Annotated in this window: 24 protein-coding genes; 6 read left to right on the top strand and 18 right to left on the bottom strand. The window is 60.8% G+C overall.

Translation table 11 applies throughout. The features are described 5' to 3' along the window. Positions 1–5: 5 nt before the first annotated feature. Genes ACXJKE_RS09890 through scpA form a run of 10 tightly spaced genes read right to left on the bottom strand, consistent with a single transcriptional unit; the run spans position 6 to position 10025 of the window. The gene (locus tag ACXJKE_RS09890) at positions 6–482 is read right to left on the bottom strand and encodes a VOC family protein (RefSeq protein ID WP_457280409.1); all 477 of its coding nucleotides are present in this window, start codon (positions 480–482) and stop codon (positions 6–8) included. Next, positions 479–2530: an acetyl-CoA carboxylase biotin carboxylase subunit gene (locus ACXJKE_RS09885; protein ID WP_457280408.1), complete on the bottom strand. Its 2052-nt coding sequence runs from the start codon at positions 2528–2530 to the stop codon at positions 479–481. Before ACXJKE_RS09885 ends, ACXJKE_RS09890 begins: the two co-directional genes overlap by 4 nt. 26 nt (positions 2531–2556) lie before the next feature. Then, positions 2557–3243: a hypothetical protein gene (locus tag ACXJKE_RS09880; RefSeq protein WP_457280407.1), complete on the bottom strand. Its 687-nt coding sequence runs from the start codon at positions 3241–3243 to the stop codon at positions 2557–2559. Positions 3244–3250: 7 nt separating this feature from the next. Continuing rightward, on the bottom strand, positions 3251–4783 hold the full coding sequence (locus ACXJKE_RS09875) for an acyl-CoA carboxylase subunit beta (RefSeq protein WP_457280406.1): 1533 nt from the start codon (positions 4781–4783) through the stop codon (positions 3251–3253). 31 nt (positions 4784–4814) lie between these two features. Next, positions 4815–5687, bottom strand: coding sequence for a hypothetical protein (locus ACXJKE_RS09870; RefSeq protein ID WP_457280405.1), 873 nt, complete (start codon positions 5685–5687; stop codon positions 4815–4817). Beyond that, positions 5684–6712, bottom strand: a complete 1029-nt coding sequence (meaB, locus tag ACXJKE_RS09865; protein WP_457280972.1) for a methylmalonyl Co-A mutase-associated GTPase MeaB — start codon at positions 6710–6712, stop codon at positions 5684–5686. The genes ACXJKE_RS09870 and meaB overlap by 4 nt, the downstream gene beginning before the upstream one ends. Beyond that, positions 6712–7179: a GNAT family N-acetyltransferase gene (locus ACXJKE_RS09860; RefSeq protein WP_457280404.1), complete on the bottom strand. Its 468-nt coding sequence runs from the start codon at positions 7177–7179 to the stop codon at positions 6712–6714. The genes meaB and ACXJKE_RS09860 overlap by 1 nt, the downstream gene beginning before the upstream one ends. Then, positions 7176–7337 (bottom strand): hypothetical protein, encoded by a 162-nt coding sequence (locus ACXJKE_RS09855; protein ID WP_457280403.1) that lies wholly within the window; start codon positions 7335–7337, stop codon positions 7176–7178. The genes ACXJKE_RS09860 and ACXJKE_RS09855 overlap by 4 nt, the downstream gene beginning before the upstream one ends. A 4-nt stretch (positions 7338–7341) precedes the next feature. Next, the gene (locus ACXJKE_RS09850; RefSeq protein ID WP_457280402.1) at positions 7342–7830 is read right to left on the bottom strand and encodes a hypothetical protein; all 489 of its coding nucleotides are present in this window, start codon (positions 7828–7830) and stop codon (positions 7342–7344) included. 32 nt (positions 7831–7862) lie between these two features. After that, positions 7863–10025 (bottom strand): methylmalonyl-CoA mutase, encoded by a 2163-nt coding sequence (scpA, locus tag ACXJKE_RS09845; protein ID WP_457280401.1) that lies wholly within the window; start codon positions 10023–10025, stop codon positions 7863–7865. A 220-nt stretch (positions 10026–10245) separates the two neighbouring features. Here scpA and ACXJKE_RS09840 point away from each other — a divergent pair, with 220 nt between their 5' ends. Beyond that, the gene (locus ACXJKE_RS09840; protein WP_457280400.1) at positions 10246–10881 is read left to right on the top strand and encodes a GntR family transcriptional regulator; all 636 of its coding nucleotides are present in this window, start codon (positions 10246–10248) and stop codon (positions 10879–10881) included. Between the two features lie 37 nt (positions 10882–10918). Here the strand turns inward: ACXJKE_RS09840 and ACXJKE_RS09835 are convergent, their stop codons facing one another. From ACXJKE_RS09835 to ACXJKE_RS09810, 6 genes are all read right to left on the bottom strand, one after another. Further along, the gene (locus ACXJKE_RS09835; RefSeq protein ID WP_457280399.1) at positions 10919–12478 is read right to left on the bottom strand and encodes a SpoVR family protein; all 1560 of its coding nucleotides are present in this window, start codon (positions 12476–12478) and stop codon (positions 10919–10921) included. Beyond that, a complete protein-coding gene (locus tag ACXJKE_RS09830) occupies positions 12475–13749 on the bottom strand; it encodes a YeaH/YhbH family protein (protein WP_457280971.1) in 1275 nt (424 codons plus the stop codon). Before ACXJKE_RS09830 ends, ACXJKE_RS09835 begins: the two co-directional genes overlap by 4 nt. Before the next feature lie 63 nt (positions 13750–13812). Beyond that, positions 13813–15735, bottom strand: a complete 1923-nt coding sequence (locus ACXJKE_RS09825) for a PrkA family serine protein kinase (RefSeq protein WP_457280398.1) — start codon at positions 15733–15735, stop codon at positions 13813–13815. A gap of 453 nt (positions 15736–16188) precedes the next feature. Then, the gene (locus tag ACXJKE_RS09820) at positions 16189–17136 is read right to left on the bottom strand and encodes a DMT family transporter (RefSeq protein WP_457280397.1); all 948 of its coding nucleotides are present in this window, start codon (positions 17134–17136) and stop codon (positions 16189–16191) included. Next, on the bottom strand, positions 17129–18199 hold the full coding sequence (dusA, locus tag ACXJKE_RS09815; protein ID WP_457280396.1) for a tRNA dihydrouridine(20/20a) synthase DusA: 1071 nt from the start codon (positions 18197–18199) through the stop codon (positions 17129–17131). Before dusA ends, ACXJKE_RS09820 begins: the two co-directional genes overlap by 8 nt. Before the next feature lie 73 nt (positions 18200–18272). Next, on the bottom strand, positions 18273–18758 hold the full coding sequence (locus tag ACXJKE_RS09810) for a hemerythrin domain-containing protein (protein WP_457280395.1): 486 nt from the start codon (positions 18756–18758) through the stop codon (positions 18273–18275). Between the two features lie 302 nt (positions 18759–19060). On the opposite strand from ACXJKE_RS09810, the gene ACXJKE_RS09805 reads away from it, so the two are divergent. The 5 genes from ACXJKE_RS09805 to ACXJKE_RS09785 all read left to right on the top strand — a co-directional run bounded on the left by ACXJKE_RS09805 (position 19061) and on the right by ACXJKE_RS09785 (position 23468). Continuing rightward, positions 19061–20851 (top strand): M14 family metallopeptidase, encoded by a 1791-nt coding sequence (locus ACXJKE_RS09805; protein WP_457280970.1) that lies wholly within the window; start codon positions 19061–19063, stop codon positions 20849–20851. Positions 20852–21055: 204 nt separating this feature from the next. Then, complete coding sequence (locus ACXJKE_RS09800) at positions 21056–21451, top strand: RNA-binding protein (protein ID WP_457280394.1); 396 nt, start codon at positions 21056–21058, stop codon at positions 21449–21451. Between the two features lie 75 nt (positions 21452–21526). Further along, entirely contained in the window at positions 21527–22060 is a 534-nt protein-coding gene (locus tag ACXJKE_RS09795; RefSeq protein ID WP_457280393.1) for a cupin domain-containing protein, read from the top strand. A gap of 34 nt (positions 22061–22094) precedes the next feature. Continuing rightward, a complete protein-coding gene (locus ACXJKE_RS09790; protein ID WP_457280392.1) occupies positions 22095–22814 on the top strand; it encodes a glutathione binding-like protein in 720 nt (239 codons plus the stop codon). Positions 22815–22847: 33 nt separating this feature from the next. Continuing rightward, entirely contained in the window at positions 22848–23468 is a 621-nt protein-coding gene (locus ACXJKE_RS09785) for a DsbA family protein (RefSeq protein WP_457280391.1), read from the top strand. Here ACXJKE_RS09785 and ybaL read toward each other — a convergent pair. Both ybaL and phbB read right to left on the bottom strand, forming a co-directional pair. Continuing rightward, entirely contained in the window at positions 23465–25174 is a 1710-nt protein-coding gene (gene ybaL, locus ACXJKE_RS09780) for a YbaL family putative K(+) efflux transporter (protein WP_457280390.1), read from the bottom strand. The genes ACXJKE_RS09785 and ybaL overlap by 4 nt on opposite strands. Before the next feature lie 234 nt (positions 25175–25408). Further along, positions 25409–26146, bottom strand: a complete 738-nt coding sequence (phbB, locus tag ACXJKE_RS09775) for an acetoacetyl-CoA reductase (RefSeq protein ID WP_457280389.1) — start codon at positions 26144–26146, stop codon at positions 25409–25411. Positions 26147–26164: the final 18 nt, after the last annotated feature.

Genomic DNA, 26164 nt, shown 5'->3' with positions numbered 1-26164 from the left:
GCCCCTCAGCCCAGGGCAGAGAAAGCCTTGATCACCTCGGGCGGTGCCTGCACCAATTCAATCAGTACACCTTCACCCGAAACAGGAAACTCATCGTTAGCCTTGGGGTGCAGGAAACAGATGTCAAAACCCGCTGCGCCCTTGCGAATGCCGCCGGGTGCAAAGCGCACACCCTTGGCCGTCAGCCACTCAACGGCTTTGGGCAGGTCGTCGATCCACAGGCCCACATGGTTCAGCGGCGTGGTGTGCACCGCAGGTTTCTTGTCCACATCCAGTGGCTGCATTAAGTCAACCTCGACCTTGAAAGGGCCGCTGCCGATCGCGCAGATGTCTTCATCGACGTTTTCACGTTCGCTGACAAAGTTGCCGGTGACTTCCAGGCCCAGCATGTCGACCCACAGCGTGCGCAGCCGGTCTTTGCTGGTGGCACCGATGGCGATCTGCTGGATGCCCAGCACTTTGAAGGGTCGAGTGGCACTCATGCCTGGAACTCCACAATCGGCTGGTCCACGCTGAGCGATTCGCCCTTGGCCGCCAGCACCTTGCCGACCACGCCGTCGGCTACGGCAAACAGCACGTTCTCCATCTTCATCGCCTCAATCACGGCCACGCGCTCACCGGCCTGCACTTTCTGACCCACCTGCACGGCCACATCCACCAGCAAGCCCGGCATGGGCGAGAGCACATAGCGGCTCATGTCCGGCGGCGCCTTGTAGGGCATGAGCGCATGCAGCTGCGCCGCGCGCGGCGACAGCACCAGCGCATCCAGCCGTGTGCCGTTGTGCGCAATGCGGATGGCCAGCGGGTTGCGGCCCACACCGCGCTCCACCTGCGCGGCGAAAGGCTGCCCATTCACCGTGCCGCGTATGCGCGCGCCGCCCAGATGCCAGTTGCTACAAATTTCATAGCTACCGGCGCCCGTATCTACTGTGCCGGAGCCCGATTGGGCTTGATAATTTCGCACCGTTACAGGGTGCTGCGTGTTCTGCCCCGCAGCGCCCAGGCTCACCACAACGAACTCTTCCCCCACCGTCACGCCATGGCCCGGCAGCTGTCCGCTGATGCCGGCGGCACGGCCCAGCATGCGGCGATTGACGTAAGCAGCCAACGCCAGCAGGAACGAAGGATCGTCATGCGGCACGTCTTCGGCATGAAAGCCTTTGCTGTAGTTCTCGGCAATAAAGCCCGTGTTGAAGTCACCCGCCACAAATTTCGGATGCGCCAGCAAGGCCGCCTGGAAAGGAATGTTGCTGGAGATGCCGCGGATCACAAAACCATTAAGCGCCTCACGCATCTTGGCAATCGCCTCCTTGCGATCCTTGCCGTGCACGATGAGCTTGGCAATCATCGAGTCATAAAACATCGGGATCTCGCCGCCATCCTGCACGCCGGTGTCAACACGCACACCGTACAGCTGCGAGATGTCGGCCGCAAACATGGTCTCCTTGGGCGGCTGAAAGCGCACCAGCCGTCCGGTGGAAGGCAAAAAGCTGCGGAACGGGTCTTCGGCGTTGATACGGCACTCAATCGCCCAGCCGCTACGCTGCACATCCTTCTGCGCAATCGGTAGTTTCTCGCCAGCCGCCACGCGAATCATCAGCTCCACCAGGTCCAGCCCCGTGATGCATTCCGTCACCGGGTGCTCCACCTGCAGGCGGGTGTTCATTTCGAGGAAGTAAAAGCTCTGGTCCTTGCCGACCACAAACTCCACCGTGCCAGCGCTCTGGTACTTCACGGCCTTGGCCAAGGCCACCGCCTGTTCGCCCATGGCCTTGCGCGTCGCGTCGCTGATGAAAGGCGACGGCGCCTCTTCAATCACCTTTTGGTGGCGCCGCTGAATGGAGCACTCGCGTTCGTTCAGGTAAATCACATTGCCGTGGCTGTCACCCAGCAGCTGAATCTCGATATGGCGAGGTTCCTCGACAAATTTCTCGATAAAGACGCGGTCGTCGCCAAAGCTGTTCCTCGCTTCATTGCGGCAGCTCGTGAAACCTTCGAATGCTTCCTTGTCGTTAAAGGCCACCCGCAAGCCCTTGCCCCCGCCGCCGGCCGAGGCCTTGATCATCACCGGGTAACCGATGCCCTTGGCAATCTCCACCGCCTTCTCGGCCGTTTCAATCGCATCGTTCACGCCGGGAATGCAATTCACACCCGCCGCACCGGCCAGCTTTTTCGATTCGATCTTGTCGCCCATGGCGGCAATCGAATAGTGCTTGGGACCGATAAAGATGATGCCCTCTTCCTCGACCCGCTTGGCAAAGCCCGCGTTCTCGCTCAGGAAGCCGTAGCCGGGGTGCACCGCCTGCGCGCCGGTCTGCTTACAGGCCGCGATGATCTTGTCGGCCTGCAGATAACTGTCACGGCTGGGCGCGGGGCCGATGTTGACGGCTTCGTCCGCCAGTTCGACATGGCGCGCGTCCTTGTCGGCGTCAGAATAGACGGCAACGGTCTGGATACCCATCTTGCGGGCTGTCTTGATGACCCGGCAGGCGATCTCACCTCGATTTGCGATCAGTATTTTTTTAAACATCATTGAGCCTGTCTTCGTTAACCGCCTCAGCGGTTGATAAACATCGTGTAAATCGGTGGATTTTGTGAGCGATCGACAAACACGTAAGCGATGCCGTCCGAGCAGAAGTTGGCGACCTCGGCCGCACTGCCACTCTCCAGTTCTACCCAGTTGTCAATCTGCAGAAACAGCCGGCCGGGCGGCATCCGCTGCGCACCGTTGGCGGTCCAATAGGGAACGCCTCCACTTTTGGTGCACCAGGGGCTCTCCCAGTCGTGGGGGTGTCCAAGCTCCGGCGGCAGCTCAAAGTGGCGTGTGTAATCGTAAAAGGCCTCTTCGAGCTCGGGCGGCGCGCCATCGTCGTCAGTGCGCCAGCTCACGACGCCCAACTCGGACAGCACAGCCGGCAGCCCGTCACTGGCAGCGGCGGGCGGGTCGGTTGCAAGCGTGCCCAGTTGGCTTTGCGGCACCGTGAAGGCGGCGTTTGCGCCGGCATCAGACTCCCAGAAGCTGCAGATACTGTCCCACTCGCACTTGAAAAGGAACAGCACTTCGCCATCCGCGAGCGGAAGTTCAGGAACAGCGGCCGGCAGTTGCGCAAGATGGCTCATGGCCCGCCCGCACTCCTTGCAAACGGGCCAAAGATGCGCGGGCAGCCCCCAGGGCAAGCCGCCCAGCTTGGGCACAAGGCCGGGTGCCGCGCCTTCGCGGAATCGGGGATAGTGGCTGATCATGCTACGTTCACAGCGGGATGTTGCCGTGCTTGCGCCACGGGTTCTCAATCTTCTTGTCCCGCAACATCACCAACGAACGGCAGATGCGCTTGCGCGTCTCATGCGGCAAGATCACGTCGTCGATAAACCCACGCGCGCCCGCGACGAATGGGTTGGCAAAGCGAGCCTTGTATTCGGCCTCTTTGGCAGCCAGCTTGGCCGGGTCGCCCTTGTCTTCACGAAAGATGATTTCCACCGCGCCCTTGGCGCCCATCACGGCAATCTCGGCGTTAGGCCAGGCGAAGTTGACGTCGCCGCGCAGATGTTTGGAGCTCATCACGTCATAAGCGCCGCCATAGGCCTTGCGCGTGATGACAGTGATCTTCGGTACCGTGCATTCGGCATAGGCATACAGCAGCTTGGCGCCGTGCTTGATGATGCCGCCGTATTCCTGTGACGTGCCGGGCATGAAGCCGGGCACGTCGACAAAAGTAATGACCGGGATGTTGAAGGCATCGCAAAAGCGTACAAAGCGCGCTGCCTTGATGGAGCTCTTGATGTCCAGACAACCAGCGAGCACCAAAGGCTGGTTGGCGACGATGCCCACCGTCTGCCCCTCCATGCGAGCAAAACCAATGATGATGTTCTTCGCGTACTCGGGCTGAATCTCGAAGAAATCGCCGTCGTCCACCGTCTTGACGATGAGTTCCTTCATGTCGTACGGCTTGTTCGGGTTCTCAGGCACCAGCGTGTCCAGGCTGAGGTCCATGCGGCCAGCCGGGTCGGCGCTGGGGCGCACCGGAGCCTTTTCGCGGTTGTTCAGCGGCAGGTAGTTGTACAGGCGACGCAGCATCAGAAGCGCCTCGACGTCGTTCTCGAATGCCAGGTCGGCCACGCCGCTGCGCGTGGTGTGGGTGGTGGCGCCGCCCAGCTCCTCGGCCGTGACTTCCTCGTGGGTCACGGTCTTGACGACCTCAGGACCCGTGACAAACATGTAGGAGCTGTCCTTGACCATGAAGATGAAGTCGGTCATGGCGGGGGAATACACGGCGCCGCCGGCGCTCGGCCCCATGATCATGCTGATCTGCGGAATCACGCCGCTGGCCATCACGTTGCGCTGAAACACATCGGCATAACCGCCCAGCGAAGCCACGCCCTCCTGGATGCGGGCGCCGCCCGAGTCGTTGAGGCCAATAACAGGTGCGCCCACCTTCATGGCCTGGTCCATCACCTTGCAGATTTTCTCGGCATGGGCTTCGCTCAGGGCACCGCCGAACACGGTGAAATCCTGGCTGAAGACAAACACCAAACGGCCGTTGATCATGCCGTAGCCAGTGACCACACCGTCGCCGGGAACCTTGTTGTTTTCCATGCCGAAGTCGATGCAGCGGTGCTCGACAAACATGTCCCATTCTTCAAACGTGCCTTCGTCGAGCAGCAGTTCCAGCCGCTCGCGCGCCGTCAGCTTGCCTTTGCCGTGTTGCGCATCGATGCGCTTTTGCCCGCCGCCCAGGCGCGCCGCAGCGCGTTTCTTTTCGAGTTGTTCAAGGATTTCTTGCATGGTGTATTCCGCAATGGTGGGACGGTGAAATTTATTTAACGGGTTCAAACAAAAGGCGCGCGGCGGCCTGGCTCATACGGCGTGAGTCATGCCCCACGCCCGGCACGGTGACACGCTCCCAGGCCAGGGGGGTGCCCAGCTTCTGCGCCTGCGTCTGGGCCTGCTCGAAGAAGTGGGTGCCGCGCTCAAAGCGGTTCACGCCCTGGGCGGTGGCTTGCCTGGCCTTGGGAAGGTTGGCCTCATCGGTTTTTATGTCAGTTTCACCGAGCAGCACGATCAGCTTGCGGGCAAAAACCTGCCTGAGTTTGTCGGGGCTGACAATGCTTTCGTTAAGCGCGTAAGGGAATTTGTCTTCCATCAGACCTGGATAGCGGGGCATGGTGTAACTGCCGGCATTGGCCGCCACGGCGACTGAAACGCGGGGTGCCTCGGTCAGCAGCATGAAGCGGTGCACAAACTGCCCACCTGCCGAGTGGCCGAACAGCAGGTAGTCGCTCGCCGCGAGGCCCTCACCAGCACGGACAAAATCAAAAAGATGCTCGACGATCTGGAAAGACCACTGGGCACGATCACGGCTTTCAATGCCGCCCATGTTGAACAACCTGGAAGAAAACCGCGCCTCGTCAAACTCCGGGGCCAGCACGATGAGTTTATTTTTCTCCGCAAAGGGCATCCAGTTGTCGCGCATGCGCGAGCCCTGCCGCTCCGCGCCGTGGATCACCATCATCACCCGCGCATCCGGACCAGCGCTGTGCGCCTTGTAGTAATGCACCGTGACGGGCTTGTCCGCGAAATAGCCTTTGTCGGTGAAGACAAAACTCTGCGGCTCGCCGGCGACCATGCCGCCGGCCCAGGCGAGGCAGGCCTGCAGAAGCAGTACGCAAAGAATGGCGATTTTCTTCATGAGTTCCCCTCTTTGGATGCCAGGGCCAACAAGCTCCTCGCAGCTGTCGATGCCGCCACTTCGCCACGCGCCACCTCAGCGAGCAGGCCGGGCAGGCGCTCGCGCACTTGCGGATCCTGGCGGAAAGCCTGCTTGAGGCCGGCGTCTATGCGTTCCCACATCCAGGCCAGCGACTGCTGCTTGCGGCGTGCTGCCAGCTGGCCGTTGGCGGTCTGTAGGGCCTTGAACTGCGTCACGGCTTTCCAGAACACGTCCACGCCCTTGTTGTGAAGGGCGCTGAGCTGGATGACTTGCGGGTGCCAGTTCTTGTCGAAGCTGGCGGCCTGCGTGCTATTCATCGCGTTATTGACCAGGCCGAACAGGCGCATGGCGGAAGTAATCTGCGCCTCGGCCCGCATCGCCGCGTCGGCATCGATGTCGGCCTTGTTGATGATGACCAGGTCGGCCAGCTCCATCACGCCTTTTTTGATGGCTTGCAGGTCGTCGCCGGCATTGGGTAGTTGCATCAGCACAAACATGTCGGTCATACTGGCGACGGCGGTTTCGCTCTGCCCCACACCGACAGTTTCTACGATCACCACGTCGTACCCGGCGGCCTCGCACACCAACATGGCCTCTCGCGTCTTCTCGGCCACACCGCCCAGGTTGCCGCCGGAAGGGCTGGGACGGATGTAGGCACGCTCATGCACCGAGAGCTTTTCCATGCGGGTCTTGTCACCCAGGATGGAGCCACCCGAGACTGAAGAGGAAGGATCGACGGTAAGCACAGCGACACGGTGGCCCTGCGCGATCAGGTAGAGGCCCAGCACTTCGATGAAGGTGGACTTGCCCACGCCGGGCACGCCGCTGATGCCCAGGCGCATGGCTTTGCCGGTATTGGGCAGCAAAGCAGTCAGCAACTCGTCGCCTTGTGCCCGGTGGTCGGCGCGGGTGGACTCCAGCAGCGTGATGGCCTTGGCGATGGCGCGGCGCTGCACCATTGGGTCCGGGCCCATGATGGCCTGGAGGAAATCGGGCGCGGCCATCACGTCGCCAACTCCGTCACTGACCATACATAGTGCAGATCCACGCCCTCTTCGCCTTGCAGCACAAAACCGTGGCGCAGATAGAAACGGTTGGCATCACTTTCTTTCAGCGCGGTGAGCCTGACAACCAGACCGCCCTCGCGCGCCTGGGCCAGCACCAGCCGCAGTACCCATGCGCCTATGCCCTGGCCGCTGGCACTGCTGCGCAAATACAGGTGATCAAGCCGCAGGGCCGCTTCGCCTTCAGGCTTGAGCGTGAAAAAACCCACACGCTCGCCATCGAGCAGGATGTGTTGCATGTGCTGCGGAATGAATCCCGCTAACAGGCGCTCGCGCGAGCGCGCAAGGTCAAAGCGCCCGACACGCTCCAGGCTGGGGCGCATGGCGTCGACGCGCAAGGCCAGCATGTCCTCGAAGTCGCCGGCAAGCACCGGCTGCAAGGACAAGCGGGAACTGATGTCTGTCACCGCACACTCCTTTCGCAACAACGGCTTGAATCTGGTCCCGCACATCCGCGGTGCCGGCCAGGATCAACGCGGATGGACTCCATCAGCATGACGACTTTGGCGATGGCGCGGCGCTGGGCCATCGCATCGCCGTCTAGCAGGGCGGTCAGGGTATTCATTGCTTTACCAGCAGGCTTGGCAGTCAACATCAATACTCATGACCCGTCCACTCCTGTGCTCCAGCAGCAGACCGGCACATTCCCCCAGTAGCTTTATCGGGGAGGGCATCGTGGCGCTGATCGGCACCCCGAATTTCTGGCTCACAGATGAAAGCGTCTCGCCAATTTGAACTTGCCTGAGAAAATGCCAATGGGGTTCATTGACCTTGAAGGTCAAAACGCTGATGTCCTGCGACTTCTTCGTTACCAGCAACCTGGCGTTCAAGCCCACAAAATCGAGCGTCCTTATCTCGCAGGAATTTTCTGGCTCGCAATACTCCCCAGCAGACTCGACCGTCTGGCTTTTCACCTTACCCAAAGCCACAGCCTCGCTTAGCTTTTTAGGGAATGAGGACTGCAATTCGCTACAAATCAACGCTGGATCGGCTTTGCTTGTCCTGATCCACTCTTGCGGCGGGTTTGCATACGCATTGAGCGCACCGGCAAGCAGCATGATGGGACTGAGCCTCAAAAACACCCTGAAAATCACTTCAACGCAGCCCGAATCTGTTCCAGCACGTCCTTGGCACTCGCCGGAATCGGCGTACCCGGGCCGTAGATGCCTTTCACGCCGGCCTCGTACAGCATCTCGTAATCCTGTCGCGGAATCACGCCGCCGACAAACACGATGATGTCATCGGCGCCCTGCTTCTTGAGCTCGGCGATGATGGCCGGCACCAGTGTCTTGTGGCCGGCCGCCAGCGTGGAGACGCCCACCGCATGCACGTCGTTCTCAATCGCCTGGCGCGCGCATTCTTCGGGCGTCTGGAACAGCGGGCCCATGTCCACGTCAAAGCCCAAATCGGCAAAGGCCGTGGCCACCACCTTGGCGCCGCGGTCATGGCCGTCCTGGCCGAGTTTGGAAATCATCACGCGTGGACGGCGGCCCTGCTCTTCAGCGAAGGCGTTGATTTCGGTCTTGAGCGTTTCCCAGCCTTCGGCGGAGTCATAAGCAGCAGCGTACACACCGGTCACCTTTTGTGTATCGGCGCGGTGGCGCCCGTAGACTTTCTCGAGGGCATCGCTGACCTCACCCACCGTGGCACGCAGGCGCACGGCCTTGATGCTGAGGTCCAGCAAATTGCCGTTGTTATTTTCGGCGGCGGCCGTCAGCGCGTCCAGCGCAACCTGTACTGCGGCGTTGTCCCGCTTGGCCTTGATGGCCTTGAGCCTTGTGATCTGCCCGTCGCGCACCGCCACGTTGTCGATGTCGCGCGACTCGATGGCGTCTTCGGTTTTGAGCTTGTATTTGTTGACGCCGACGATGACGTCCTTGCCGCTGTCGATGCGCGCCTGCTTTTCAGCGGCAGCCGCTTCGATCTTGAGCTTGGCCCAACCGCTGTCGACGGCCTTGGTCATGCCGCCCATGGCCTCGACTTCTTCAATGATGGCCCAGGCAGCGTCAGCCATGTCCTGCGTGAGCTTTTCCATCATGTAGCTGCCGGCCCAGGGGTCGATCACGTGGGGGATATGGGTTTCTTCCTGGATGATGAGTTGGGTGTTGCGGGCGATGCGGGCGCTGAACTCGGTGGGCAGTGCAATCGCCTCGTCAAACGAATTGGTGTGCAGGCTTTGCGTTCCGCCAAACACGGCCGCCATGGCTTCGATGGTGGTGCGCACCACGTTGTTGTAGGGGTCCTGCTCGGTCAGGCTCCAGCCGGAGGTCTGGCAGTGCGTGCGCAGCATCAGGCTCTTGGGGCTCTTGGCGTTGAAGCCTTTCATGATGCGGCACCACAGCAGGCGCGCGGCGCGCATCTTGGCGACTTCAAGGTAGAAGTTCATGCCGATGGCCCAGAAGAAACTCAGGCGCCCGGCGAATTCATCCACGTCCAGGCCCTTGCCCAGCGCGGTTTTCACATACTCTTTTCCATCGGCCAAGGTGAAGGCCAGCTCTAGCGCCTGGTTGGCACCGGCTTCCTGCATGTGGTAACCCGAGATCGAGATCGAATTGAACTTCGGCATGTTCTGCGCCGTGTATTCAATGATGTCGCCAATGATGCGGATGCTGGGCTGCGGCGGAAAGATGTAGGTGTTGCGGACCATGAACTCCTTGAGGATGTCGTTCTGGATGGTTCCGCTCAATTTGTCCTGGCTCACGCCCTGCTCTTCGGCCGCGACCACATAGCCGGCTAAAACCGGCAGCACCGCACCGTTCATGGTCATGGAGACGCTGACCTTGTCCAGCGGGATCTGGTCGAACAGGATTTTCATGTCCTCGACCGAATCAATCGCCACACCGGCCTTGCCCACGTCGCCGGTCACACGCGGATGGTCGCTGTCGTAACCGCGGTGCGTGGCCAGGTCGAACGCCACCGACACGCCCTGCCCTCCCGCGGCCAACGCCTTGCGATAGAAAGCATTCGACTCCTCAGCCGTGGAAAAGCCGGCGTACTGGCGAATCGTCCAGGGACGCACCGCATACATGGTGGCCTGCGGCCCCCGAATGAAAGGCTCAAAACCCGGCAGCGTATTGGTATGGGGAAGGTCTTTGGTGTCCTCAGCGGTGTAGAGCGGCTTGACGCTGATGCCGTCAGGCGTCTGCCAGTTCAACCCGCCCACATCGCCGCCGGGCGCTGATTTGGCAGCGGCTCTGGCCCACACCTCGAGGCTGGCTGCGGGAAATTCAGGTTCTTTGCTGGGCTTGGACATGGGATGGGTTACCGTAACGGGTCTTCACGCCGGGCGTCGCGATGGGAACAGCATAGGCTCAGCATGAGAGGAAGTCATGAATCCGGTCAAGTTTACATCATTTATAATTATTGATGCAAAATTCAGTTTGAAGTAAAATGCCCACTAACTCGCGTGCAGCGCTGATCGAAAGCAACGCCCACTCGAAGCTTTCGCACATTCAAAACACACCTTTATGCCCATGGCCGCAGTGTCCCTGACCCCTCGAGCGCTTTACGAAGAAGTGGCGGAGCTTTTGCGCCAGCGCATCTTCAACCGCGAGCTGACGCCGGGCAGCTGGATTGACGAGCTCAAGCTGGCCGAGGAATACGGCATCAGCCGAACGCCGCTGCGCGAAGCCCTGAAAGTGCTGGCCACCGAAGGCCTGGTCACGATGAAAGTGCGCCGCGGCGCCTATGTGACCGAAGTATCTGAACGCGACCTGGCCGACGTGTACCACTTGCTCGCGCTGCTGGAAAGCGATGCGGCCAGCGTTGTGGCAACCCAGGCCACGCCTGCCCAGTTAAAAGAACTGCAAAGCCTGCACAACGAACTGGAAAAAGCCGTTGCCAATCGCGAACGGTTCTTCGAGATCAACGAAGCCTTTCACATGCGCCTGCTGGAAATCGCCAACAACCGCTGGCGCGACCAGATGGTGGCCGATTTGCGCAAGGTGATGAAGCTGAACCGGCACAACTCGCTGCTCAAAAGTGGCCGCATTGAAGAGTCGCTTGCCGAGCATCGCGCCATCATGCAGGCGCTGTCGTCAGGCGACGCGAATGCCACCGCGCAGCGCATGCGGGAGCACTTCAGGAACGGACTGGAAGCGGCGGCCTGACAACCTGGCCTTCGGCCGACCCCTGAATGGAATGGAATCAGGCCTGCGGCACCGCCTCCCAGTGCTGCACCACCTTGCCATGTTTGTCCACACTTTCAAGCAGGACGGGAAAACCCCAAAGGCGCGCAACATGCTTGATCACCTCCTGGACATCGTCGGTGAGCGTTCGGTCGTTGTGGCGGCTGTGGCGCAAGGTCAGGGAGCGGGTCCCGCGTACGTCAACGTCCCAGACCTGTATGTTGGGCTCGCGGTAATTCAGGTCATGCTGGCGCGACAGCGCCTCGCGTACATGCCGATAACCCGCGTCGTCATGAATGGCCGCCACTTCAAGCTCGGACCTGCTCGCGTCATCCACCACTGAGAAGAGGCGGAATTCGCGTATCAGACGCGGCGAAAGGTATTGCCCGATGAAACTCTCGTCGCGGAAATGCCGCATCGCGTAGTCCAGCGTCTCCAGCCAGTTGGAGCCGGCAACGTCCGGCAACCACTGCCGGTCTTCTTCCGTGGGAGACTCGCAAATGCGTTTGAGGTCGCTGAACATGGCAAACCCCAGCGCGTAGGGGTTGACGCCGTTGTAGCCCGGATGTGTCACCGGCGGCTGGTAAATGACATTGGTGTGGGACCGCAGGCATTCGATCATGAAGCCGTCGGTCAGCAAGCCCTCGTCGTACAGGGAATTGAGCAGCGTGTAATGCCAGAAGGTGGCCCAGCCTTCATTCATGATCTGCGTCTGGCGCTGTGGGTAAAAATACTGGCCGATCTTGCGCACGATGCGGATCACCTCGCGCTGCCATGGCTCCAGCAGGGGCGCGTTCTTCTCGATGAAATACAGGATGTTTTCCTGCGGCTCCGGCGGAAAACGGCGATGGGTTTTTTCGGCCGGCTTGTCGGCAGACCTGGGGACTGTGCGCCACAGGTCATTGAGCTGCTGCTGCAGATAAGCCTCGCGGTCCTTGCGGCGGGCTTCTTCCTCCGCCAGCGACAGCTTCTGCGAGCGCTGGTAACGGTCCACGCCGTGGCTCATCAGGGCGTGGCAGGAATCCAGCAGTTGCTCGACCGCCTCCCAGCCGTGGCGCTCTTCGCACTCGGCAATGTAGGCCCGTGCGTACACCAGGTAATCGACGATGGCGCCGGCGTCGGTCCACATCTGGAACAGGTAGTTGCCCTTGAAGAAGGAGTTGTGGCCGTAGCAGGCATGCGCCATCACCAGCGCCTGCATGGGCATGGTGTTTTCTTCCATCAGGTAGGCGATGCAGGGGTTGGAATTGATCACGACTTCGTAAGCCAGCCCCATCTGGCCGCGTCGGTAATTTTTTTCCGTCGAGATGAACTCTTTGCCGAAGGACCAGTGCCGATAGTTCACCGGCATGCCTACCGAGGCATAGGCATCAATCATCTGCTCGGCCGTGATGACCTCGAGTTGAACCGGGTAGGTGTCCAGGCCGAAGGACTTTGCCTTTCGCGCAATCTCGCCGTGGTAGAGCTCGATCAACTCGAAGGACCAGTCGGATGGGCTGGGCAGGCAGGCATGCCGGCGCCCGGTGCCGGACAAGCCAGGCGCCGCCACTTCGGCAGGCTTTTTTGCGGTCTTTGTCATGGCTTGGCGCCTTTTTTGAACAACTCCCTGAACACCGGGAAAATTTCGTCCGCGGCTGCGACCTTGCGCATCGCGAAATTCCGGTTGTCCTCTTGCACCTGGGTGTACTCCTCCCAGAGGTTCTGGTCCTCTTCACCGACCTGGACATAGGCGAAATACCGCGACACCGGCAGCAGCTTGCCGACCAGCAACTCGCGGCAGCGGGCCGAGTCCTGGTGCCAGTTATCGCCGTCCGAAGCCTGGGCACCGTAGATGTTCCAGTCGCCGGGAGGGTAGCGCTCCTGGATGATCTGGTGCATCAAGGCCAGTGCGCTGGACACCACGGTGCCGCCGGTTTCGGTGGACTGGAAGAACTCCTCTTCGGACACCTCGGCGGCCTGGGTGTGGTGGCGAATGAAGATGACGTCGGTTTTCTCGTAATGCTTCCTGAGGAACAGGTACAGCAGGATAAAAAACCGTTTGGCGATGTCCTTGCGCGTTTCGTCCATGGAGCCCGATACATCCATCAGGCAAAACATGACCGCCTTGGCACTGGGCTGCGGCACTCTGACCCGGTTGCGGTAACGCAGGTCGAAGGGATCAAAAAACGGGATAGTCTTGAGGCGCCGGCGAAGCGCGTCGACTTGTGTCCTCAAGGAAAGAATCTCGTCAGGCAAATCCGGCGCGTCGCGCAGGGCCAGCGCCAGCTGCGCCTCCAGTTCATGCACCTGCCGCCGCGTCTCCCCGCCTATGGCGATGCGCCGGCTGAGCGCGACCCGCAGCGAACGCACCACGTGCAGGTTGGTTGGCGTTCCATCCGAGATGAAGCCGGCACGGCGGGATTTCCATTCCGGCGCATCGGGCAAAAGCTGGGTACGTATGAGATCGGGCAGCGCAAGGTCGTCAAAGAAGTACTGCATGAACTCTTCGCGTGTGATGCGAAAGACAAAGTCGTCTTCCCCCGCGCCGTCGGGACTGGCCTCACCGCCCGACCCGCCGCCGCTGCCACCCTGCGGCCGCGCGATGTGATCGCCGCGCACGTATTCACGGTTGCCGGGGTGCACGGTCTCGCGCGTGCCGCCGGTGTGCCCAAACACCGGCTGGTAAACATCGCGCCGCGGCAATGTGACGTCTTCGCCCTGTTCGATGTCATGGATGCTGCGGCCCGCGACAGCACGGCGCACGGCGTCACGTATCTGCCCGCGGAATCGGCGCAGGAAGCGCTCGCGGTTGCCGATGGACTTGTTCTTTCCCGCCAACCGCCTGTCAATGACTTGCTGGAGCACAGTGATCTCCGGTCACATACACATGACTACACCTGACACAGGACGCGCCGCCACGGCGCGCCGTGGGCCTCAGGAACTCTTGCGTACCCGCAGGTACCAGTCGCACAGCAACCGGACCTGCCGCGTGGTATACCCCTTGGCGACCATGCGGTTGACGAAGTCTTCGTGTTTTTGCTGCTCGTCCGCGCTGGCCTTGGCGTTGAACGAAATCACCGGCAACAGGTCTTCGGTGTTCGAGAACATTTTTTTCTCGATCACGGTGCGGAGTTTTTCGTAGCTGGTCCAGACCGGGTTCTTGCCCGCGTTGTTGGCGCGTGCGCGCAACACGAAATTGACAATCTCGTTACGGAAATCTTTCGGGTTGCTGATGCCGGCGGGCTTCTCGATTTTCTCGAGCTCGGCATTGAGCGCCGAGCGGTCGAAGATTTCACCGGTATCGGTATCGCGGTATTCCTGGTCCTGGATCCAGAAATCGGCGTAGGTCACATAACGGTCGAAAATGTTCTGCCCATATTCCGAATAGGACTCCAGGTAGGCCGTCTGGATTTCCTTGCCGATGAACTCGGCATAACGCATGGCCAGGATTTCCTTGATGTAGGCCAGGTACTTCTGCTCGGTCTCAGGCGGGAACTGCTCGCGCTCGATCTGCTGCTCCAGTACATACATCAAATGCACCGGGTTGGCCGCGATTTCGGTGGAGTCGAAGTTGAACACCTTGGACAAAATCTTGAAGGCAAAGCGCGTCGAGATCCCATTCATTCCCTCATCGACGCCCGCATAGTCGCGGTATTCCTGGTAGCTCTTGGCTTTCGGATCGGTGTCCTTGAGGTTTTCACCGTCATACACCTGCAGCTTGCTGAAAATGCTGGAGCTCTCGGGCTCCTTCAGGCGCGTCAGCACAGCAAACTGCGCCATCATCTTCAAGGTGCCGGGGGCGCAGATGGCGTTGCGCAGCGAGGAGTTGTGAATCAGCTTTTCATAAATCTTCACCTCCTCCGACACGCGCAGACAATACGGAATCTTGACGATGTAGATCCGGTCCAGGAAAGCCTCGTTGTTCCTGTTGTTCTTGAAAGCCTTCCACTCGCTTTCGTTGGAGTGCGCCATCACAATGCCGTCGAAGGGAATGGCGCCAAAGCCCTCCGTGCCCTTGAAGTTGCCCTCCTGGGTGGCGGTCAGCAAGGGATGCAGCACCTTGATGGGCGCCTTGAACATCTCGACAAATTCAAGCAGGCCCTGGTTGGACAGGCACAGGCCGCCGGAATAGCTGTATGCGTCGGGATCGTCCTGGGCGTAAGTCTCCAGCTTGCGGATGTCGATCTTGCCGACCAGCGAAGAGATGTCCTGGTTGTTCTCGTCGCCGGGCTCTGTTTTGGAAATGGCGCACTGCTTCAGGATGGAAGGAAAGCGCTTGACCACGCGGAACCGGCGAATGTCGCCACCGTACTCCTCGAGGCGCTTGACCGCCCACGGCGACATGACCCGCTGCAGGTAACGCGGTGCAATGCCGTACTGGGATTCGAGCAGCGGAAGGTCCTCTGCATTATTGAACAGGCTCAGCGGAGACTCATTAACAGGCGAGCCCTTCAAGGCGTAAAAAGGTACCTGCTCCATCAGCTGTTTGAGCCGCTCGGCGATGGACGACTTGCCGCCGCCCACCGGGCCGAGCAAGTACAGAATTTGCTTTTTCTCTTCCAGGCCCTGCGCGGCATGGCGGAAGTAAGAGACCACCTGCTCGATGGGATCCTCCAGGCCGTAGAAGTCGCGGAACGCCGGGTAGATCTTGATGACCTTGTTGCCGAACAGGCGCGACAGGCGCTGGTCATGCCGGGTGTCCAGCAGTTCAGGCTCGCCAATGGCGGCGAGCATCCGCTCAGCCGCAGTGGCGTAGACGAGAGGACTGCGCTTGCAGGCGTCGAGGTAGTCCTCAATGGACAGCTCCTCTTCTCGCGTCTGTTCATAACGCGTCAGAAAATTACGGACGACATCCATAAAGCCTCCTTTGCGCGCGGGAACCGAAGCACCCCGACTCGTGATGGAAATCTGCTTCAGATTCCGCGCAATGCATCGACTGTTATCTCACACCATGCGATTGATAGATCGCAGCGTCAACGGAAAGTTCCAAGGAACAATCGTCTCCATTATTTTCCAAATGCGCGAATAGGTACAGCGTATTTTTTAACGAATGCGGACGATATGTATGCGTGTGTGCACTATGTCGGCACCATCGCACGTCTGTCTTCATGGTCGTTGAGTTTGCTATTTTTTTAATAGCTCAGTGCGCAGGCAATCAGGCAGCTTTGAATGTTTTGTTGAAGAATGCAAAATCGCTGGCCGCGATTCATTTCAAACCCGGAGCGCATTCAACAGACAAAAATCACACACACGCATTGCATGGACAAACAGCAGGCCACTAGCTGAAGTCACCAATGCGTGTCAGGAATTTCAAGTGCCTTCTGTCAGTATCGGCCCTGAATGTTTTTTAGTCAGCCCCTTGTCGGCGCCCGTTACAAAAAATACGCCCGGCAATATCAATGCAGCACCCAACGCGTGGTGCCAGCCCAACGGTTCGCCCAGCACAACCCAGGCAGCCAGTGCCGCATAGAGGGGGCCCAGGTAAAGCGACACCGCCACACGGCTGGCGCCCAGGATTTTTTGCGCCCAGCCGTAAATCCAGTACGCGCCCAGTCCCGGCACAATCGCGGCCACCACGATCAGCCACAGCCCGTAGCCGCTTAACGGCAGGACATCAGGCCGCGACATTTCCCACACAGTCAAGGGAAGCAACACCAGGCTACCGCCTGCGCAGATGGCCGCCAGCCGGGCCGTGGCGCCAAGCGGGCTGGGCCACTGCTTTTGCAGCAAGGCATAGGCCGCCCATGACACCGTGGCAGCCACGATCCACAGGTCTCCCGCCGAGAACTGCACACCGGCCAGTGCCGTCCACTGGCCTTTGACCACCACATGCAGCACGCCGGCAATAGCCAGCACCACGCCCAAGCCCTGGCGCAGGCCCAGGCGCTCACCAAGCCAGATCACCGCCCCCAGACCTATCAGCACCGGCGACGCCGCATAAATAAGCGCGATATTCATCGCACCAGTGGAACGTGCCCCCTGGTAGACCCAAGCGCCACAAATCACCATGCCCAGGGTGCCCAGCACCAGGTACTGCCACCACACCTTGGCAATGTGGCTGCGCTGGCGCCACAGCTCGGACCGCGTGAGCACCAGCAGAAACAATGCCACCAGGCCCCAGCGCCCGAAAGCCAGCAGATAGGGGCCTATCACGCCCGGCGCCTTGCGCGCCACAATGTAGTTGACCGTCCAGAGCGCCGGTACCAGCCAGAGCAAGGCCAATGCCTGGCGCGCCTGTTTTTGCGCGGAATCAGGCATCGGCCATGGTGGTGGTGTCGACAAGCACTGATGGCGATAAAGCCGGCATTTCGTGTGCCAGCGCCATCACGGCATGCGGCGGCAAGTCGCGCAAGCGGTGGTCGCTCCAGACCTGGCGCCAACGCCGCGCACCAGGCAAGCCGTTGCGCAGACCCAGCATGTGGCGCGCAATGGCGCTCTTGGGCGTGCCATGCTCGGCAGCCTCGCGCACCATGTAGTCACACATCTGCGACTCCACAGCTTCACGGGTTGGCAGGGATTCGGCAGCGCCGAAGAAGGCGCTGTCCCAGGAAGCCAGCCACCAGGGGTTGTGATAGGCCTCACGGCCGATCATCACGCCGTCGAGCACGTTTAGCTGCTGTGACACCTGTTCCAGCGTGTTCAGGCCACCATTGATACAGATGACAAGGTGCGGAAATTCCTGCTTGAGGCGATGCACGAGCTCATAACGCAGCGGCGGCACCTCGCGGTTTTCCTTGGGGGAAAGGCCCTTGAGCCAGGCATTGCGCGCATGCACGATAAAGACCTTGCAACCGGCCTCGCTCACCGTACCCACAAAGTCGCGCACAAACTCATAGCTTTCAGCCTTGTCGATGCCGATGCGGTGCTTCACCGTGACCGGCACATCGACCACATCGACCATGGCTTTCACGCAATCAGCCACTAGCTGCGGCTCGGCCATCAGGCAGGCACCGAAAGCCCCGCGCTGCACGCGCTCGCTGGGACACCCGCAGTTGAGGTTGATTTCGTCATAGCCCCATTGTTCGCCCAGCTGCGCGCAGCGCGCCAGATCCACCGGCTCGCTGCCGCCCAGCTGTAACGCCACAGGATGTTCTTCGGCGTTGAAGCGCAAGTGGCGCTCCACGTCACCGTGGATCAAGGCACCCGTGGTCACCATTTCGGTGTAAAGCAAGGCGTGGCGCGACAGCAACCGGTGAAAGTGGCGGCAATGCCGGTCGGTCCAGTCCATCATCGGCGCCACGCTCAGCCGCCAGGGATGGCCCGGCAATGCGGCAGAGGCGCCAGATGCAGGCGCAGCGGGAAATGGAAAAAGGGCTGACATAGCCCCATTTTCCCAGAAAGGACGCACCCGCAGCTGCGCAGGGTCTTGGCCTGCGCAACCGGCTGAAACCCTGTCAGACTTCAGCGGTCTTGAATTCGTCCATCAGCTCCATTTTGCGCTGGCTCAGCTCGTCGGCCAATGCAACCAGGTCCAGCCTGGACTTGCGGGCTTTGACGAACATTTCCTCGCGCTCTTCCTTCACGTGGTGGTCGATGTATTCGCCCAGTACCGTCACGCGGGCGTCATACAGGTCGTCTTCCGGGTCCATTCCCGATATCTGCGCGATCAGGTCCTTGGCCGTACCGTGCTCCACTTCCGCCTCGTCGAGCAGCGCGTCGTCGTTGATGGCCGCGCGAACTTGAGGATAGAAGATTTCTTCTTCAATTTGCGCGTGTACCGTCAGCTCCTGGCAGATCTTGTCGGCTACTTCGCGCTTCTCCTCGCCGGACGCATGGCTGTCGCATAACTTCCTGAATGTGGTGAAAAGCTTTTTAACGGCAATATGGTCGGCATCCAGCAGATCTACAGCATCGTGCTTTTTTGGAGGTGCTTTGCTCATGGGGATCCTCTTTGGGGTTAATGGTCAGTCTGTTTGTGGGTTGAAATTCAATGCGGCCGGCAAAACCAATCGCCCAGCCAATTTAGGCCGACGCTCGCGCGAGATTTGTGGGAAACCCGGGAGCGCTTTTGTAGGAATACAGGAACCTGGCGGAGCCGAGCGAAAACCGTGGCGGCCTTGCTGCAGAGGTCCGTCTAATTCGCCCGAACCCGCGCGCTGCGGGCTGCCAAGCGGGTAATATGGGCGGCTACACCTCTTCGAACAGTTCAGGCCCTGAAGTGCAGGAACAAATGACGCCGACCATGCCGCACAACTCCACCTCACACGCACACGTTCCGCCCACATTCCGGATACATCCGCTTGTCGCACTGCTTCCGCTGACGTTGCTAATCGCCTGCACTTCGGTACCGCTTCCGCCATGGACGCCACCCTCCACGCAGACTTCTGCGCCCTCACCAGCCCCAGCGCCCGCCGCGCAACGTCCTGCGCCTGTGGCCGCTGCGGTCCAGACCTCGCCCGTCGCGCCCCCAACAGCAACGGTCGGCCAACCCGCACCTTATAGCGACGCGGTTGCCGCGCGCTTTCCGGCACCCTCCGTTGTTTACAACACGCCAGGGCTTCAAGCCGGCCGCACCACGTTCACCACGCAGGCCGAGATCCAGGCATGGCTGCGCGAGCAGGCCGCCGCAGCTTCCCGCACGCCCGGGGTCAGGGCTGCCGTGCTGCCCATTGGCCGGTCACAGCGCGGTGAAACACTTGAAGCACTGGTCCTGACCCGCGCCGGCGGCACGGACCCCACGGTAATGCAGTCAGCAGGCAAGCCCACGGTGCTGCTGGTAGGCCAGCAGCACGGCGACGAGCCTGCCGGCAGCGAAGCGCTGCTGGTCATCGCTCGGGAGCTTGCCCAAGGTTTGCTGCAGCCTGCCCTGGACCGCATCAATGTGGTGATTGTTCCGCGCGCCAATCCTGATGGTGCAGCGAATGAGCAACGTGCGACCACAGGCGGGCTGGACATGAACCGCGACCACATGCTGCTCAACACGCCGGAAGCCCAGGCGCTTGCCAGGCTCGCCCGCGATTACCACCCCACCGTGGTAGTCGACGCCCATGAGTACACGGTCGTGGGCCGCTTCCTGCAGAAGTTCGGCAGCGTGCAGAAATTCGACGCGCTGTTCCAGTACGCCGCCACCGCCAACCTGCCCGAGTTTTTGACCAAGGCCGCGGAAGAGTGGTACCGGCGCCCTCTGCTGGCAGCCCTCAAAGGCCAAAACCTCACCACGGAGTGGTACTACACCACCTCAAGCGACCTGGCCGACAAAAAAATCTCGATGGGCGGCACCCAACCCGACACCGGCCGAAATGTTTATGGACTGAAAAACGCCATCAGCCTGCTGATCGAAACACGCGGAGTTGGCATTGGCCGCCTGCATATCCAGCGGCGCGTTCACACCCATGTGACAGCCATCACCAGTGCGCTGGCGAGCACCGCCCAGCGCGCGAACGAGCTGCAACAGCTGCGGCCCTACCTCGACAAGGAAGTCGGCGCCAAAGCCTGCAAGGAGGAAGCAGTCGTGGAGGCAGCGCCTACTTCCGCACAGTACGACCTGCTCATGCTCGACCCCGTGACAGGCGCCGACAAGACCGTGTCCGTGGACTGGGATTCTGCCCTTGCGCTGCGCGTCCTTAAAGCTCGCGCACGCCCCTGCGGCTATTGGCTGTCGGCGGCCTCCACCGTGGCCGTCGACCGGCTGCGGCTGCACGGCGTCCAGGTACAGCGCGTTGCCGAACAGGGTTCCATGCTCGGCGACAGCTATCGGGAAACTTCCAGCACCTCGGGCGAACGCCAGGACGTACGCGGCACCATCGCCGACGCCAAGGCCGTTCTCAAAGTCCAGGTCAGCCTGACACGCGGCGTGGTGGACGTGCCTCGCGGCAGCTACTACGTGCCGCTGAATCAACCGCTTGGCAACCTGGTGTTTGCTGCACTGGAGCCCGACACCCAGAGCAGCTACTTCGCCAACCAGCTCCTGCAGGGCCTGCAAAGCACGGTGCGTGTGATGGCTGAGCCGACCATCAAGCTAGAGGACTTGTAGCCCCCACGGTCGCTCACTTCGTGTAGCTTCCTGCCCCCTGAGGGGGCCGCTGCGCCTGCGGCCCCTGCTGGCATAAGAGGTGAGCCTCGGGCCTGACTTGACGTCTGCGTCTGACAGGAAGAGGATGTGATTGCTGACCGGGAATTTACAGTTTTCGCGCCTTAATGATTCGTTGAACCAACGCAATGCATGAAAGGACTCGCCATGAAGAACTTCGAACTGACCAAAAAAATGCTCAGTATGGGGGGTGTCTTTTACCCCACCGGCTACGCCTTCATCATGTTCCCGAATCTTGAAGACGCCAGGCACGTGGCCCATGAACTGGAAATGGCCAGTAACGGCATCATGCTGCTGACACCGGAAGACATCCTCGAAGACATCGGCAAGGCGGATGGCCATTCGGACGTGAGCCTGCCGCGTGTCGGCACTGAGGGCGCAACAGTTCACAAGTACGTGGACCTCGCACGGGAAGGCCACCACGCGCTGATGATTCCGGTGCCGTCCAAAGACGCCACGGAGCGCATCATGGAGGTCGTGCGGAGGGTGCCTTTTTCCTATGCGCAGAAGTACCACAGCCTGGCGATCGAGGACCTGGAGTAACGCCTGTCCCGCAGGTGCCCAAGGACCATCGGGGCAGATTGAAAACCGGCCCGGGTTTAAGGCACACTGCGCCTCATGCCCCTGCCCAGCCACACGCCAGATCCATTCACTACAGCGCCCCGCGCCCGCCAGCTCATTGAACAGCTGCGGCTGAAACCGCATCCCGAAGGAGGCTGGTACTGCGAGGTGTTCCGCTCCACACAGCAAGTTGCGCCGCAGGACGGAAGACCGGTGCGCAACGCACTGACCTCTATTTACTTTCTGCTTGACGCCACACAGCACTCTCGCTGGCACCGCGTTCTTTCTGACGAAGTGTGGGTCCATCTGGAGGGCGCACCACTCGATCTCTGGACATGGAACGCGGAGGACAACCGCCTGAGCAGCACGGCGCTGGGCCCTGTCAGCGTAGCAACCACCCCTCAACACGTTGTAGAGGCCGGCCTTTGGCAGGCAGCCAGGCCACAGGCGAATGCCGCGATGGGCTACACCCTCATGGCCTGCATGGTGGGTCCGGGCTTTGATTTTTCCGACTTCCGGATGATGGAGCCGGGCGGCAACGAAGCCCGGCAAATCGCCGCCGACCATCCACAGCTGGCGCCATTGATCTAACGCTCAACAAGTTCAAAAACCCCGAGGATTTCCCATGATTGACCTGCACTACTGGCCTACACCCAACGGCTGGAAAATTTCCATCATGCTGGAAGAATGCGGCCTGCCTTACCGGCTGGTCCCGGTGAACATCGGCAAGGGTGAGCAGTTCACGCCGGAATTTCTCGCGATCAGCCCCAACAACCGCATGCCGGCCATCGTCGACCACGCGCCTGCCGGCGGCGGGGCGCCTGTGGCGGTGTTTGAGAGCGGCGCCATCCTGGTGTACCTGGCTGAAAAGACCGGCCGCTTTCTGCCTGCCGAATTGCGCGAGCGCTACCAGGCTATGCAGTGGCTGATGTGGCAGATGGGTGGGCTCGGTCCCATGGCGGGGCAAAACGGGCATTTTCTTTTGTATGCGCCGGACAAAATCCCCTATGCGATCGAGCGCTACAGCAAGGAAGTGGACCGCCTTTACGGCGTGCTCGATGCGCAACTGGCACGAACCGGTGTGCATGTGGCGGGTGCTGCTTACTCCATCGCCGACATGGCCATCTTTCCCTGGGTGCGTACACACAAGGCTCAGCAGGTTGACTTGCAAAAATTTCCCCATGTACAACGCTGGTACGACGCCCTGTTTGAAAGGCCTGCCGTCAAACGCGGGCTGAACCTGGGCAAGGAACTGCGCGCACCGGCGCTGACCGATGAGGCACGCAAGGCCCTGTTTGGCCAGACAGCGCAAAGCGTACGGGACGGCGCGCACAAGGTTTCCTGACCCCCTTTTCCTTCCTCAAAAATCGAGATACCCATGATTGAATTCTTCTTCGACTGCTCCAGCCCCTGGACCTACATCGCTTTTCGCAACATCCAGCCGCTGGCAGCCGAGTTAGGGGAAGCCATTCGCTGGCGGCCGGTGCTGGTAGGAGGCATCTTCAACAGCGTCAACAAAGGCATTTATGCCGCGCGGGAAGACATGAATTCGCCGAAGAACCGCTATACGCTCAAGGACGTGCAGGACAACGCGCGCCAAGCGGGCCTGAAGATTTCATTTCCACCCCAGGTATTTCCGGTCAACAGTGTCAAGGCCATGCGCGGCTGTCTGTGGATTGCACAGGATGCCACGGCCGAGCTGCACTACCTTGAGTTTGTCGAAGCCACCTTCGCGGCGTATTTCACCCGTGAGGAAGACATCTCCCAAGACGAGGTGCTGGCCGCCATCTGCCGACAGACCGGCATCAACGCGGAGGCATTTTTGACCGGCATTGCACAACCCGATATCAAGGAGCAGCTCAAGGCCAACACCGACGAAGCGATCCGGCGCGGTGCGTTCGGTTCACCCACCTTCTTTGTGGGTGACGACATGTATTTCGGCAACGACAGGCTTGCGCTGGTGCGCTCCGCCGTGTTGCGGGCAAAAGCAAGCACCTAATGCGCTGCGGTTGACGCGCCCGCGGTGCCGGCGCGCTCCAGCACATGGCGCGCCATGGACTGCGCCAGCTCCTGTTCACCGAGGAAGACCTTGCCGGCCTTCTCGTTGTCGAGCAGGCGCGCCTCGGCCTCGTTGTGGGTGCGTACCACGGTTTCAATGGCCGGATTCAGTGAACGCGCAGTGGCGACCATACGTCTGACGTCCAGCGTGTCGGGCGTCGCGATCACGAGCATGCGCGCCTGCGCGATGTGAGCCTGAACCAGAACTTCCGCCTCCACCGCATCGCCAGACACGGCCGCGATACCCTGTTCCCGAAGCTGTTCCACTGCCTCGCGATTCTGCTCTGCCACCACAAACGGAATGTGATGGGACTTCAGTGCATCGGCGATGCGCCGTCCTACCCGTCCATAGCCCACCAGCACCACATGATTCGACAAATACTTCTGGTCGGTCGTGACCGGCAGCTCCGCCGTCGGGTCATCGCGGGCCTCCAGCTTGCGCGCCAGGGGTGACTTCGCCAGGATCCATTGCTGCAAGGGTTCAACGGCCTTGAAGACCAGCTGGTTGAGTGCAATCGAGATCAGCGCACCCGCCAGCACCAGGCTTTGCCCTTCGGGGGGCAGCAGACCCAGCGATGCACCCAGGCCCACCAGAATGAACGAGAACTCGCCGATCTGCGCGAGACTGGCCGAGACGGTGAGCGCGGTGTTCAGGGGATAGCGAAATACCATCACCAGCAAGCCGGCCGCCAATGTCTTGCCGACGATGATGATGCCCACCACGGCCAGCACCTGCAGTGGCCGCTCCAGCAATACCCAGGGGTCGAACAACATGCCCACCGACACGAAAAACAGCACGGCGAAAGCGTCGCGCAATGGCAGCGACTCTTCAGCAGCCCGGTGGCTGAATTCAGATTCGCGCATCACCATGCCGGCGAAGAAGGCGCCGAGCGCAAAGGACACACCAAACAGCGCCGTCGCGCCGAACGCGATGCTCACGGCGGCGGCCACCACGCACAGCGTGAAAAGCTCGCGCGAGCCAGTGCGCTGCACCTGCCACAGCACCCAGGGGAAGAAGCGGCGCCCCACCACCAGCATCAGCGCCACAAAACCGCCCACCTGCAGCAGCGTAATGCCCAGTGTTTTCCACAGCGCATTGACATCGGCATCGACCTTGCCCGACAGCCAGCCGCCCAGCGGCGGAAGAAGAACGAGCACCAGCACCATGGCCAGGTCCTCCACGACCAGCCAACCCACGGCAATCCGCCCATTGACCGAGTCGAGGATGCCGCGGCTTTCAAGGGCCCGAAGCAGCACCACGGTACTGGCGACCGACAGCGACAGGCCAAACACCAGCGCCCCGCCGAGGTTCCAGCCCCACCAGTGCGCAAGGCCCATGCCGAGCGCGGTGGCAACCGTCATCTGCACGATGGCGCCAGGCACCGCGATCTTGCGCACCGCCAGCAGGTCGTCCAGCGAGAAATGAAGCCCGACGCCGAACATCAGCAGCATCACCCCGATTTCAGCGAGCTGGCTCGCGATCTCCGCATCCGCCACAAAGCCGGGCGTGAACGGCCCGATGATCACACCCGCGAGCAGGTAACCCACCAGCGCGGGCAAACGCAGCCGCACGGCGAGAAAACCAAAAATCAGGGCCAGACCCAAGCCGGCGGCAATCGTGCTGATCAGGGAAACGCTATGGGGCATGCGAAAGGGATTCCTTCTGGAAACGATCAAGAGCCCGTTCAGACTCAAGGGAAAGCCTGCGACGCAGCCCGGCATGCGGGCTGTCCCCGTAGAACATGTCTCTTTAATTTACTACAGACGATTGAAATGGCCCATGGCCAATTCCCCACGCGTTCGCAGGTTGTTTACGCCAAACAGTCAGACATTAAAAAACCCGCCGAAGCGGGTTTTGATCAACCGCCCGGACGACGGTGCTCAGCCCATGTGCAGGCCGCCATTGAGCGAGAAGTCGGCGCCGGTGGCGTAGCCGCCTTCATCGGACGCGATCCAGGAAATGATGGAGGCAATCTCCTCGGGCTGGCCGAGCCGTTTGGCGGGCACGCCTGCGACGATTTTCTCCAGCACGTCAGGGCGTATGGCTTTGACCATGTCGGTGCCGATATAGCCGGGGCTTACCGTGTTGACCGTCACGCCCTTGGCGGCCACCTCTTGCGCCAGCGCCATCGTGAAGCCGTGCAGGCCGGCCTTGGCGGTGGAATAGTTCACCTGGCCGAACTGGCCCTTCTGGCCGTTGACCGACGAGATGTTGATGATGCGCCCGAAACCCGCTTCAATCATGCCCTCGATGACCTGTTTGGTCACGTTGAACATGCTGTTGAGGTTGGTGGAGATCACGGCATCCCAATCGGCCTTGCTCATCTTGCGGAACTGGCCATCGCGCGTGATGCCGGCGTTGTTGACCAGCACAGCCACGGGGCCATGCTCGGCCTTGACCTTGTCAAAGGCCGTGACGGTGGAATCCCAGTCGCCGACGTTTCCCACGGAAGCATAAAAAGTATGGCCCAGGGCTTTTTGCTCGTCGAGCCATTTGGTGAAGTCGCGCGTGGGGCCGCATCCGGCGATCACCGTGAACCCATCCTTGTCCAGCCGTTGGCAGATGGCAGTTCCAATGCCGCCCATACCGCCCGTGACATACGCTACTTTCTTTGCCATTTCGCTCTCCTTGATTTT

It is taken from the genome of Polaromonas sp. P5_D5, from assembly GCF_054049435.1.
This window is presented reverse-complemented; position numbering and strand designations above follow the sequence as displayed.